The sequence below is a fragment of the Pseudomonas rossensis genome, assembly GCF_039888995.1.
GTDB lineage: Bacteria > Pseudomonadota > Gammaproteobacteria > Pseudomonadales > Pseudomonadaceae > Aquipseudomonas > Aquipseudomonas rossensis.
In genome coordinates, this window is the sequence record NZ_JBBWCB010000066.1 from 1 (window position 1) to 13,215 (window position 13,215).

General features: G+C 60.0%; 10 protein-coding genes. 6 read left to right on the forward strand and 4 right to left on the reverse strand.

Annotation, left to right across the window (positions count from 1 at the left end; genetic code table 11):
* Window positions 1-98 precede the first annotated feature (98 nt).
* Genes WLY71_RS17990 through rloA form a run of 3 tightly spaced genes read right to left on the reverse strand, consistent with a single transcriptional unit; the run spans window position 99 to window position 3,162 of the window.
* Window positions 99-1,085 carry an alpha-L-glutamate ligase-like protein gene (locus WLY71_RS17990; RefSeq protein WP_347804610.1) on the reverse strand — a complete coding sequence of 329 codons (987 nt, stop codon included), beginning with the start codon at window positions 1,083-1,085 and terminating at the stop codon, window positions 99-101.
* Entirely contained in the window at window positions 1,085-2,620 is a 1,536-nt protein-coding gene (rloB, locus tag WLY71_RS17995) for an osmotic stress tolerance membrane protein RloB (protein WP_347804611.1), read from the reverse strand. The genes WLY71_RS17990 and rloB overlap by 1 nt, the downstream gene beginning before the upstream one ends.
* Before the next feature lie 5 nt (window positions 2,621-2,625).
* On the reverse strand, window positions 2,626-3,162 hold the full coding sequence (gene rloA / locus WLY71_RS18000; RefSeq protein ID WP_347804612.1) for a retropepsin-like aspartic peptidase RloA: 537 nt from the start codon (window positions 3,160-3,162) through the stop codon (window positions 2,626-2,628).
* Window positions 3,163-3,464: 302 nt separating this feature from the next.
* Between rloA and WLY71_RS18005 the strand changes: the two genes are divergently transcribed.
* The 6 genes from WLY71_RS18005 (at window position 3,465) to prpD (ending at window position 12,122) form a co-directional block, all read left to right on the forward strand.
* Window positions 3,465-4,184: a GntR family transcriptional regulator gene (locus WLY71_RS18005; RefSeq protein WP_178122757.1), complete on the forward strand. Its 720-nt coding sequence runs from the start codon at window positions 3,465-3,467 to the stop codon at window positions 4,182-4,184.
* Window positions 4,181-5,071, forward strand: coding sequence for a methylisocitrate lyase (gene prpB, locus WLY71_RS18010; RefSeq protein WP_008146328.1), 891 nt, complete (start codon window positions 4,181-4,183; stop codon window positions 5,069-5,071). Before WLY71_RS18005 ends, prpB begins: the two co-directional genes overlap by 4 nt.
* A gap of 205 nt (window positions 5,072-5,276) precedes the next feature.
* Complete coding sequence (prpC, locus tag WLY71_RS18015; protein ID WP_347804613.1) at window positions 5,277-6,404, forward strand: bifunctional 2-methylcitrate synthase/citrate synthase; 1,128 nt, start codon at window positions 5,277-5,279, stop codon at window positions 6,402-6,404.
* Between the two features lie 203 nt (window positions 6,405-6,607).
* On the forward strand, window positions 6,608-9,202 hold the full coding sequence (gene acnD, locus WLY71_RS18020; protein ID WP_347804614.1) for a Fe/S-dependent 2-methylisocitrate dehydratase AcnD: 2,595 nt from the start codon (window positions 6,608-6,610) through the stop codon (window positions 9,200-9,202).
* A 53-nt stretch (window positions 9,203-9,255) separates the two neighbouring features.
* Window positions 9,256-10,446, forward strand: coding sequence for a 2-methylaconitate cis-trans isomerase PrpF (prpF, locus tag WLY71_RS18025; protein WP_347804615.1), 1,191 nt, complete (start codon window positions 9,256-9,258; stop codon window positions 10,444-10,446).
* A 191-nt stretch (window positions 10,447-10,637) separates the two neighbouring features.
* Window positions 10,638-12,122, forward strand: a complete 1,485-nt coding sequence (gene prpD, locus WLY71_RS18030; RefSeq protein WP_347804616.1) for a 2-methylcitrate dehydratase — start codon at window positions 10,638-10,640, stop codon at window positions 12,120-12,122.
* Window positions 12,123-12,221: 99 nt separating this feature from the next.
* On the opposite strand, the gene WLY71_RS18035 is transcribed toward prpD, so the two are convergent.
* The gene (locus WLY71_RS18035; RefSeq protein WP_347804617.1) at window positions 12,222-13,160 is read right to left on the reverse strand and encodes a DMT family transporter; all 939 of its coding nucleotides are present in this window, start codon (window positions 13,158-13,160) and stop codon (window positions 12,222-12,224) included.
* Window positions 13,161-13,215 lie beyond the last annotated feature (55 nt).

Here is a 13,215-nt window from a genome sequence, read left to right on the forward strand (position 1 = left end):
GTCTTCGCGAGCAGGCTCGCTCCCACATTGATCTTCGGTGTGACATAGATCCAGTGTGCGAGCGAGCCTGCTCGCGAAGGCCGCGACTCGGTCCCGGGTCAGCCCTCAACCGCAGGAATATGCCCAAACATTTCCTGAACGAACTCAACCCGTTCCTGCACCGTCTCAACAACCCTGCGAGCCTTCAACTCTTCCAGCCGCGCTTCAACCGCATGGGTGCGCAACGTCAACCCGCAATCATTGGCAATCTGAATGTTCAACCCAGGCCGGGCATTGAGCTCAAGAATCAGCGGCCCTTTCTCCTGGTCCAGCACCATGTCGACACCGATATAACCCAACCCGCACAGCTCATAGCAGCCCGCGGCAAGTTTCATGAAACCGTCCCAGTAGGGCAGTTGCACGCCATCCACTGCGTTGGTGGTGTCCGGGTGTTTGGTGATGATGTTGTTCAGCCAGGTGCCGCGCAGGGTCAGGCCGGTGGCCAAGTCCACGCCCACGCCGATGGCGCCCTGGTGCAGGTTGGCTTTGCCGCCGGACTGGCGGGTGGGTAGCCGCAGCATGGCCATCACCGGATAGCCCATCAGCACGATGATCCGAATGTCCGGCACGCCTTCATAGCTGATGCTCTTGAAGATCTGGTCCGGGGTCACGCGGTACTCGATCAGCGCCCGATCCCGGTGACCGCCCAGGGAATAGAGGCCGGTCAGGATGCTGGAGATATGGTGCTCGATTTCCTCATGGCTGATGATCTTGCCGGACACCGTGCGATAGCGGCCCTCAAAACGGTCGGCAATCACAATGATGCCGTCACCGCCCGCGCCCTGGGCCGGTTTGATCACGAAGTCGTTGCGCCCGCCGATGATGTCGTTGAGGTTATCGATTTCTTTCTCGGTGGAAATCACGCCATACAGTTCCGGCACATGAATGCCGGCGGCGATGGCGCGTTCCTTGGTGATGATCTTGTCATCGACAATCGGGTACAGACTGCGCTTGTTGTACTTGAGCACGTAGTCCGCGTTACGCCGATTGATCCCCATGATGCCCCGGGCTTCCAGGGCCTTCCAGGTCTTCCAGAAGCCGAACATCAGGCGTCAGCCTTTTTCAGGAACGCCTTGAAGCGCACCAGTTCGGTCAGGCGGTAACCGCGATAGCGCCCCATCGCCAGCATGAAACCCACCAGGATCAACAGGATCGCCGGGAAGGTGAACACGAAGTAAACCAGTTCCGGAACGCTCATGATCAGGTGCGACAGCGATGCGGCGAACAGCGTACCGATCGCCACTTTCATGGCGTGGCCGGAACCACGTTCTTCCCAGGTAATCGACAGGCGTTCGATGGTCATGGTCAGAATCACCATCGGGAACAGCGCCACCGACAGCCCGCGTTCCAGGCCGAGTTTATGGCTGAGCAGGCTGATCGTCGCGATCAGCACCACCACGAAGGTCAGCACCACCGACAGCCTCGGCAGCATTTGCAGCTTCAAGTGTTCAAGGTAGGAGCGCAGCGAGAGGCCCAATGCCGTGATGATGGTAAACAGCACGATACCGAAGCCGAGCTGGGTTTCCCGGAACGCCAGGGCGATCAGCACCGGAGTAAAGGTGCCGAGGGTCTGAATGCCGATCAGGTTGCGCAGGATCAAAATCACCAGCACACCGATCGGGATCATCACCATGATCATGAAGGTCTGCTGGGTTTGCAGCGGCAGGCCGTACAGCGAGTATTCGAGGAAGTTGGCGTCGGTGTTTTCGTCGGTCAGCTTGGCCAGGCGAATGGCGTTCATTTCGCTGTTGTTCAGGCTGAAGGTCACGTTGGCCTTCTTGCCGCCATCGACGGTGATCAGGTTTTCGTCGCCGGTCCACCACAGCAGGCGGTCGGTCGGCAGGCCCTGTTCACCGGTTTCCGGGTTGAAGTACAGCCAATCGGTGCCGTTGAAACTGCGCAACCACAGTTCCGGCATTTGCGGTTGGTCGGCCACCAGACGAATGGTGTGGACCTTTTCCACCGGCACGTGCGCGATGGACAGCACCAATTCGACGATTTTCGCCTTGTGCCCGGGGGACGGATCGCCGCCCAGCAACAGCTTCACATTGTCGTCGTTGAGGTTATTGACACGCTTGATGGCTTCGCCGATGAAGGTTTCAACGTCAGCCGAGTGCTGGCGGATCGGTGCGAGCAGGGCTTCGGCGGCGATTTTTTCCGCGCCTTCGACGGCGATGCTGTCGCGGAAGGTCGGGCCTTTGATCTTGGATTTTTCACCGGTGTAGCGCTTGGTCAGTACCAGGCGGTAATAAAGGGTCTGATTGCCCTTGGCCCGACGTGCCGACCAAGTGACTTTGCGGTTGCCGTCGGCACGGTTCACGGCCACGCCGTAGTTATTGGAAATGAAGCTCTCGTTGAGGCTGACGTAATCGCGGCTCAGCGGCGGCACGAACATCTGGATCTTGACCGGGTCCTTGGTACTGGCGACGAACTCGACTTTGGCGTCGATGTTCCACAAGTCGTCGGTGGCGTCTTCGGTCACAGGGATGCCGAGCACGAAGATCTGATAGGCCGTGACTGAAATACCCAGCACCACCAGGATGGCGATCAGGAATTTCAGGTGAAGGGTAAGAGAGCGCATTGGAATTACTCTGCGGTATGAGCGTCGGTGGCGCAGGCGGGTTTGCCAGCAGCGTATTTAAGACTGGGGTCGACCAGCGCATCGAAGCGTTTCAGCGCTTCGGAGCCGATCAGGAGCGGGTATTGGAAAGCGCTACGGTCGGTCAAGTTCACTTCGATACTGCGTAAAGCCGAACCCATGCAGATGTTCAGCTCGATCACCGGACGGGCGGTGTACTTCTTGCCTTCTTCCGGGTCGTAGTCGCCGGCCCTGCGCTTGATCTTGCTGACGCGGGCCAGTGGCCGTTCGATTGGGTGCGAGTGCGCAGCGTCGATCGCCAGATAAAAGCGCACCCAGGACTCGCCATTGCGTTTGAAACGTTTGATGTCGCGGGCACTCAGGGACGCGGTTTTCGCCCCGGTGTCGAGTTTGGCGGCGACTTCCAGGTCAATGCCGTCCAGTGAAGCGTACTCGTTGAGGCCGTACACGGTCTTTTCCCCCGCCGCGGCGAAACCGGGCAGGCAAAGAAGATAAAGGAAGGTGGAGAAGGGCTTGAGTCTCATAAATCCTGGTGCGCAGCGGTCCGTACTTCGATTCAAGGCCCTGGCATCGCTGCGCAAGCTCCCTCGTATGCCTATCACCTGTTTATGACAAGCAGTGCAGATGTCACAAACAAATGCGGCCGGCATTCTAGCACGGTGGTTTTATGGCGCCAGCGCCGGGAGGCGGCTATAAACAGAGGGGCCGCATCGTTAAGGTGCAGTCGGTTATTAGACGATTGTCGACAGTACCTATTTATCCTTTGACTAAAAGGTCTGTATTCGCTAGTTTTTGCGGCATCAGCTTTCAAGGTGTCGACAATATGCTGGATCAACTCGATCCCCCGGTCATTGCCCAAGACGATTCAGAGACACTTTCCGAGAACGTCTTCCGGCGCATTCAGGCGGCCATCGTCAAGGGCGAGATCGCCCCGGGCAGCAAGATCTCCGAGCCGGAACTGGCGCGCACCTATGGCATCAGCCGCGGGCCGCTGCGTGAGGCGATCCACCGTCTGGAAGGCCAGCGCCTGCTGGTTCGCGTGCCGCACGTCGGGGCGCGGGTGGTTTCGTTGAGCCATGCCGAGCTGCTGGAACTCTACGAAATCCGCGAGTCCCTCGAAGGCATGGCCTGCCGTCTGGCGGCCGAGCGCATGACCCTCGAAGAAATCGACGAACTGCGCCGGGTCCTCGAAACCCATGAGCGCGATGCGGCGTTTCAGGCCGGTGTCGGCTACTACCAGCAGGAAGGCGATTTCGACTTCCATTACCGAATCATCCAAGGCAGCGGCAACCGCACCCTGACGCAGATGCTCTGCGGCGAGCTCTATCAACTGGTGCGCATGTACCGCATTCAGTTTTCCACCACGCCCAATCGCCCGCGTCAGGCCTTTGCCGAGCACCACCGAATTCTCGACGCCATCGCCGACCGTGACGGTGAGTTAGCCGAGTTGTTGATGCGCCGCCATATCGGCGCCTCCAAACGCAATATCGCTCGTCACTACCAGGACGGCGCTAACCCGACAGCCACTGAACGAGGTGAGTCATGAGTTCCAACAAGAGCACTCCAGGCCAGCGATTCCGCGATGCGGTCGCCAGCGAACATCCGCTGCAAGTGGTCGGCGCGATCAACGCCAATCACGCGCTGCTGGCCAAGCGCGCCGGTTTCAAGGCTATTTATCTGTCGGGTGGCGGGGTGGCTGCCGGCTCCCTCGGCGTGCCGGACCTGGGCATCACCGGCCTGGACGACGTGCTGACCGACGTGCGCCGGATCACTGACGTTTGCGACCTGCCGCTGTTGGTGGACGTGGACACCGGGTTCGGTTCCTCGGCGTTCAACGTCGCGCGTACCGTCAAGTCGATGATCAAGTTCGGCGCGGCGGCGATCCACATCGAAGACCAGGTCGGCGCCAAGCGCTGCGGTCACCGTCCTAATAAAGAGATCGTGTCCCTGCAGGAAATGGTCGACCGGATCAAAGCCGCCGTCGATGCCCGCACCGATGACAGCTTCGTGATCATGGCCCGCACCGATGCCCTGGCGGTGGAAGGTCTGGAATCTGCACTGGATCGCGCCGCGGCGTGCATCGAGGCTGGCGCCGACATGATTTTCCCGGAAGCCATCACCGAACTGGACATGTACAAGCTGTTCGCCAGCCGCGTGAAAGCGCCGATCCTGGCCAACATCACCGAATTCGGCGCGACGCCGCTGTACACCACCGAGCAACTCGCCGCCGCTGATGTGTCGCTGGTGCTGTACCCGCTGTCGGCCTTTCGCGCGATGAACAAAGCCGCAGAAAACGTCTACACCGCGATCCGCCGCGACGGCACGCAACAGAACGTCATCGACACCATGCAGACCCGCATGGAGCTTTACGATCGCATCGACTACCACACCTTCGAGCAGAAGCTCGATGCGTTGTTTGCCGCGAAGAAGTAATGACGAACGCACTTCTGTAGCAGCTGCCGAGCAGCGCGAGGCTGCGTTCGAGGCCGAAGGACTCGCCAAGCCGGGCGATCGCGTAAGCAGGTTTACGACTGCTGCGCAGCCGGACGCAGCCTCGCAGGCTCGACAGCTGCTACGAAAAGAATGTAACCGTGTAGAACTTGCCGATTCCCTAACAAATTCAAGATTGGAGACAGCAATGGCCGAAGCAAAAGTACTCAGTGGCGCCGGGCTCCGTGGCCAGGTTGCCGGGCAAACCGCACTGTCCACCGTGGGCCAGTCGGGCGCAGGCCTGACCTATCGTGGCTACGACGTTCGCGAACTGGCGGCTGACGCACAATTCGAAGAAGTGGCCTACCTGCTGCTTTACGGCGAACTGCCGACCAAAACACAACTCGCCGCTTACATCAGCAAACTGAGCAAGCTGCGCGACCTGCCGCAAGCGCTGAAAGAAGTGCTGGAACGCATCCCCGCCGACGCCCACCCGATGGACGTGATGCGCACCGGTTGCTCGTTCCTGGGCAACATCGAGCCGGAGAAAGACTTCAGCGAACAACACGACGTGACCGACCGCCTGCTGGCGGCATTCCCGGCGATCATGTGCTACTGGTATCGCTTCAGCCATGACGGCAAACGCATCAGCTGCGTGAGCGACGAACAATCCATCGGCGGCCACTTCCTGCACCTGCTGCACGACAAGAAGCCGAGCGAGTTGCACGTCAAAGTGATGAACGTTTCGCTGATCCTCTACGCGGAACACGAATTCAACGCCTCGACCTTCACCGCACGGGTGTGCGCCTCGACCCTGTCGGACATGTATTCCTGCGTCACGGCCGCCATTGGCTCGCTGCGTGGTCCGCTGCATGGCGGCGCCAACGAAGCGGCGATGGAAATGATCGAGCGCTTCAGCTCGCCGGAAGAGGCGATCAAAGGCACCCTCGGCATGCTCGAGCGCAAGGACAAGATCATGGGCTTCGGCCACGCGATCTATAAGGACAACGATCCGCGCAATGAGGTGATCAAGGGCTGGTCGAAAAAACTCGCTGACGAAGTGGGCGACACCGTGTTGTTCCCGGTTTCCGAAGCCATCGACAAGACCATGTGGGAACAGAAGAAGCTGTTCCCGAACGCCGACTTCTACCACGCGTCGACGTACCACTTCATGGGCATCCCGACCAAGTTGTTCACCCCGATTTTCGTCTGCTCGCGCCTGACCGGCTGGGCGGCGCATGTGTTCGAACAACGTGCCAACAACCGCATCATCCGCCCGAGCGCCGACTACGTCGGCGTCGAACAGCGCAAGTTCGTGCCAATCGAACAACGCTGAATGGTGAAGGCCTGCACAGGGATCTGAATTCAATGCAGATCCCTGTGGGAGCGAGCTTGCTCGCGATGACTGAGTCACATCCGACATTGATGTCGGCTGACCCACCGCTATCGCGAGCAAGCTCGCTCCCACAGTGGATTGTGTGAATTTCAGAGCTAGCGTCAGGCCCCACCTCTTGTAACCACCGTGACCGAGTCCTGACGATGAACACTGAATTCCGTAAACCGCTGCCCGGCAGCCATCTGGATTACTTCGACGTCCGCGCGGCTGTCGAAGCCATCCAGCCCGGCGCCTACGACACCCTGCCGTACACCTCCCGCGTGCTGGCGGAAAACCTGGTGCGTCGCTGCGACCCGGCCACGCTCACCGAATCCCTGAAGCAATTCATCGAGCGCAAACGCGACCTCGACTTCCCATGGTTCCCGGCCCGCGTGGTGTGCCACGACATTCTCGGCCAGACCGCGCTGGTCGACCTCGCCGGCCTGCGTGACGCCATTGCTCTGCAAGGTGGCGATCCGGCGCAAGTGAACCCGGTGGTGCCGACGCAATTGATCGTCGACCACTCCCTGGCCGTTGAACGCGGTGGTTTCGATCCGGAGGCGTTCGAGAAGAACCGCGCCATCGAAGACCGTCGCAACGAAGACCGTTTCCACTTCATCAACTGGACTAAAAAAGCGTTCAAGAACGTTGATGTGATTCCACCGGGTAACGGGATCATGCACCAGATCAACCTGGAGAAAATGTCTCCGGTGATCCAGGTGCGCGACGGCGTGGCGTTCCCCGACACTTGCGTCGGCACCGACAGCCACACTCCGCACGTCGATGCACTGGGCGTGATCGCCATCGGTGTCGGCGGTCTGGAAGCGGAAAGCGTGATGCTTGGTCGCGCGTCGTGGATGCGTCTGCCGGAAAGCGTCGGCGTTGAACTGACCGGCAAGCTGCAACCGGGCATCACCGCCACCGACATGGTGCTGGCGCTGACCGAGTTCCTGCGTCAGCAAAAAGTCGTCGGTGCGTGGCTGGAGTTCTTCGGCGAAGGCGCCTCCGCGTTGACTCTGGGCGATCGTGCGACCATCTCCAACATGGCCCCGGAATACGGCGCCACCGCAGCGATGTTCTACATCGACCAGCAGACCATCGACTACCTGAAACTCACCGGCCGCGAAGACGAGCAGGTGCAATTGGTCGAGAGCTACGCCAAGACCACGGGCCTGTGGGCTGACAGCCTGAAGGGTGCGCAATACGAGCGTGGGTTGACCTTTGACCTGTCCTCGGTAGTGCGCAACATGGCGGGTCCAAGCAACCCGCACGCCCGCGTCGCTACCTCAGACCTCGCCGCTCAAGGTATTTCCGGTCAGTGGGACGAAGTGCCCGGCCAGATGCCGGATGGCGCGGTCATTATTGCCGCCATCACCAGTTGCACCAACACCAGCAACCCGCGCAACGTCATCGCCGCCGGCCTGCTGGCGCGCAATGCCAACAAGCTCGGGTTGACCCGCAAGCCGTGGGTCAAATCGTCTCTGGCGCCGGGTTCGAAAACCGTGGCGCTGTACCTCGACGAGGCCGGCCTGACCACCGAACTGGAGCAACTCGGTTTCGGCATCGTCGCCTTCGCCTGCACTACGTGCAATGGCATGTCCGGCGCGCTGGACCCGGTGATTCAGCAAGAAATCATCGACCGCGACCTGTACGCCACTGCGGTGCTGTCCGGTAACCGCAACTTCGACGGCCGGATCCACCCGTACGCCAAGAACGCCTTCCTCGCTTCGCCGCCGTTGGTCGTGGCTTACGCCATCGCCGGCACCATCCGTTTCGATATCGAAAAAGATGTGCTCGGCCTGGACGCAAACGGCAAAGAGATCCGCCTGAAAGACATCTGGCCGAGCGACGAAGAAATCGACGCGGTGGTGAAAGCGTCGGTCAAGCCGGAGCAGTTCCGTCAGGTCTACATCCCGATGTTCGCCATCCACGAAGACACCGGTCCGAAAGTGACGCCGCTGTACGACTGGCGCGAGATGAGCACCTACATCCGCCGTCCGCCGTACTGGGAAGGCGCGCTGGCCGGGGCTCGTCCGCTCAAGGGCATGCGCCCGCTAGCGGTGCTGCCGGACAACATCACCACCGATCACCTGTCGCCTTCGAATGCGATCATGCTCGACAGCGCCGCCGGCGAATACCTGGCGAAAATGGGCTTGCCGGAAGAGGACTTCAACTCTTACGCAACGCACCGCGGTGACCACTTGACCGCGCAACGCGCCACCTTCGCCAACCCGAAACTGTTCAACGAAATGGTTCAGGAAAACGGCAAGGTCAAACAGGGTTCGCTGGCTCGCGTCGAGCCGGAAGGCCAGGTCATGCGCATGTGGGAAGCCATCGAAACCTACATGGAACGCAAGCAGCCGCTGATCATCATCGCCGGCGCCGACTACGGTCAGGGCTCGTCCCGCGACTGGGCGGCCAAAGGTGTGCGTCTGGCGGGTGTGGAAGCGATTGCAGCCGAAGGCTTCGAGCGCATTCACCGCACCAATCTGGTGGGCATGGGCGTGTTGCCGCTGGAATTCAAACCGGGCACCGACCGCAAGACCTTGGGCATCGATGGTAGCGAAACCTACGACGTGATCGGTGAGCGCACCCCGCGTGCCGAGCTGACGCTGGTGATCAACCGCAAGAACGGCGAACGCGTCGAAGTGCCGGTGACCTGCCGCCTCGACACTGCCGAAGAAGTGTCGATCTATGAGGCGGGCGGCGTGCTGCAACGCTTCGCTCAGGACTTCCTGGAATCGGCCGTCGCCGTTTAAAACGCAGAGCCACAGGGGATTTCGAATCCCCTGTTGGCCAATAGAGGAATGACATGGCTCACGTACCTCAAATCAAAATCCCCGCCACCTACATGCGTGGCGGCACCAGCAAAGGCGTGTTCTTCAGCCTGAAAGACCTGCCCGAAGCGGCACAGGTTCCAGGCCCGGCGCGCGATGCCTTGTTGCTGCGCGTGATCGGCAGCCCCGACCCGTATGACAAGCAAATCGACGGCATGGGCGGCGCGACCTCCAGCACCAGCAAAACCGTGATCCTGTCGAAAAGCATCAAGGCCGATCACGACGTCGATTACCTGTTCGGCCAGGTGTCCATCGACAAGCCTTTCGTCGACTGGAGCGGCAACTGCGGCAACCTGTCGGCGGCGGTCGGATCGTTTGCCATCAGCAATGGTCTGGTGGACGCCAGCCGCATACCGCACAACGGCGTTGCCGTGGTTCGCGTGTGGCAGGCCAACATCGGCAAGACCATCATCGCCCACGTGCCGATCACCAACGGTGAAGTGCAGGAAACCGGCGATTTCGAACTCGACGGCGTGACCTTTCCGGCCGCTGAAGTGCAGGTCGAATTCATGGACCCAGCGGCGGAAGAAGAGGGCGGCGGCGGTTCGATGTTCCCTACCGGCAACCTGGTGGATGACCTCGAAGTGCCCGGCGTCGGAACCTTCAAGGCGACCATGATCAATGCCGGTATTCCGACGATTTTCGTCAATGCCGAAGACATCGGTTACACCGGCACCGAGCTGCAAGGCGCGATCAACAGCGATCCGAAAGCGTTGCTGATGTTTGAAGCCATTCGGGCTTACGGCGCATTGCGCATGGGCCTGATCAAGGATCTGGACGAAGCGGCCAAGCGTCAGCACACGCCTAAGGTTGCCTTTGTGGCCAAGCCTGCGGACTACGTTGCTTCGAGTGGTAAAGCGATTGCGGCGGGTGATGTCGATCTGCTGGTGCGGGCGCTGTCCATGGGCAAGTTGCACCACGCGATGATGGGCACGGCGGCGGTGGCGATTGGTACGGCAGCGGCGATTTCCGGCACGCTGGTGAACCTCGCAGCGGGCGGTATCGAACGCAATGCCGTGCGCTTTGGGCATCCGTCCGGCACCTTGCGCGTGGGTGCTGAAGCCAGTCAGGTGAACGGTGAATGGACCGTGAACAAAGCCATCATGAGCCGCAGCGCGCGGGTGTTGATGGAAGGGTTTGTCCGTATTCCCGGCGATTCTTTCTAACCGACACATACCTTGTAGCTGCCGAAGGCTGCGATCTTTTGATCTTGCCTTTTAAAAGCAAAATCAAAAGATCGCAGCCTTCGGCAGCTCCTACATTTGATCCCGTTGCCAAAATTAGAAAGCAGTAACCGACTGAGTTAGATCCCTGAACCGAGGTCCCATCAACGAACCACTTCAAGAGTGAATCGAACATGAGCACCAACGTCGACCAGAACAACCGCCCCGACTACGACACGGTCCTGCAGGACATTGCCGACTACGTCCTCAACTTCAAGATCCAATCCGTCGAAGCCCTCGACACCGCCCGCAACTGCCTGATGGACACGTTGGGCTGTGGCCTGCTGGCCCTGCGCTTCCCCGAGTGCACCAAACACCTTGGCCCCATGGTGGAAGGCACCGTCGTCCCGTTCGGCGCGCGCGTCCCCGGCACCAGTTATCGCCTCGACCCGGTCAAGGCAGCGTGGGACATCGGCTGCATCGTTCGCTGGCTCGACTACAACGACACCTGGCTCGCGGCCGAGTGGGGCCATCCGTCCGATAACCTCGGCGGCATTCTCGCGGTGGCCGATCACTTGTCGCAAAAACGCCTCGCCAATGGCGATGCGCCGCTGACCGTTCGCGTGGTGCTCGAAGCGATGATCATGGCTCACGAAATACAGGGCGTGATCGCGCTGGAAAACTCCTTCAATCGCGTAGGCCTGGATCACGTCATTCTGGTGAAAGTCGCCTCGACCGCTGTCACCGCCAAGCTGATGGGCGCCAATCGCGAGCAGTTGTTGTCCGCGTTGTCCCATGCGTTCGCCGACGGTCAGGCGCTGCGCACTTACCGTCATGCGCCGAATGCCGGATCGCGTAAATCCTGGGCGGCCGGCGACGCGTCCAGCCGTGGCGTGCGTCTGGCGGACATCGCGATGCGCGGCGAAATGGGCATCCCCGGCGTACTGACCGCCAAACAATGGGGCTTCTACGACGTGCTGTTCAGCCACACCAACAACGAGCTGGCGCTCAAGCCTGAAGACAAACGCGCGTTCAGCTTCTCCCGGCCGTACGGCAGCTACGTGATGGAAAACGTGCTGTTCAAAATCAGCTTTCCTGCCGAATTCCACGCACAAACGGCCTGCGAAGCGGCCGTGACGTTACATCCGCAGGTCAGAAATCGCCTGCACGAAATCGACAAAATCGTCATCACCACCCACGAATCGGCGATCCGCATCATCTCCAAGGTCGGCCCTCTGGCCAACGCTGCGGACCGCGACCATTGCATCCAGTACATGACCGCCGTGCCGCTGGCGTTCGGCAATCTGGTGGCCGAGCAGTACGAGGACGACTTCCACGCGGCGCATCCGATCATCGACGTGCTGCGCGAAAAAATGGTCATCGTCGAAGACCCGCGCTACACCCGCGAATACCTGGAGGCTGACAAACGCTCCATCGCCAATGCAATACAGGTGTTCTTCAAGGATGGCTCCAGCACCGAGAACGTGTTGGTGGAATACCCGATCGGCCATCGCCGTCGCCGCACCGACGGCATTCCGCTGCTGGAAGACAAGTTCAAGGCCAACCTGGCGACGCGCTTCACCGCCCAGCGATGCGCCGAGATTTTTGCGTTGTGCAAGGACCCGGCGAAGCTTGAAGCAACACCGGTGAACCGGTTTGTCGACTTGTTCGTCATTTGATCGGATAAACGCCAATCCCCCGTAGGAGCTGCCGAAGGCTGCGATCTTTTGATCTTTTTTTTAAAAGCAGAATCAAAAGATCGCAGCCTTCGGCAGCTCCTACAGGGGCCGTGTCAGCCATTTTTCTATTGGCAATTTGGTGATCGCAAACCCCGTCAGCAAAATCGCCGAGTACATCATCAGTTCCTGGGATAAAGCTTGCCCCTCGTACCAGGCACCAATGACCACCGCGAACACCGGAAAAATGATGAACACAAACGACAGAATGATCGGGCTCAGTCGCTTGAGCAGCAGGAAGTAAACGATAAACCCGCCCACCGACGCCACCAGTCCCAGATAAAGCAGGGCGCTCCACGAACGCGCGGTGATGGCATCGAACACCGGTGCTTCGACACTCAATCCGGCGACAAGCAGCATCAGCCCGGCGATGCCAATGGGCAGCGTGTTGTAGGTGATGACGCTGATCGCCGTACCGTGTTTTTTCGTCACCACGTAACACAGCGCATGCATCACCGCGGCGCAGAGGATCGCCAACACCCCGAACAATTCAGCATGGTCCAGATGCAACCCCTGGCTGCGGATGATCATGAACAGGCTGCCGAAACCGATAGCGATGCCGAGCACTTGCGAGGGGTAGATTTTCTCCCGCAGAAACAGCGCGGAAAACAGCAGGATGAACACCGGCATGCAGCTGAACAGCAGCGCCGTCAGGCCGGACGAAACGTGCATCTCGCCGTAGTTCAGCAAGTAGTACGGCAGGCTGAAATACGTCAACGTGACGAAGACAAAGAACCAGCGGCTTTCCTTGGGAAACAGCAGCGGTTCACGACGGATCAGGGCGAAGCCGAGAAAGAGTGGGAAGGCGATGAGGAACCGCAGGCCGGCGGCGGTCAGCGGCGGGACGCTTTCAACGGCGATCTTGATCCCGAGCCAGGTGGTGCCCCAGCTCAGGCACACGATCAGGAACAGCACGCTGGTGACCAAGGCGGCGAGCCAGGGTTTTGCAGTACATGAAGGTGCACTGACGGCAATGGACATGAGCGAGCTCCTTTTGTGTTCGGAATTGACCTTCATCTGCAAAAGGTCTATCCCT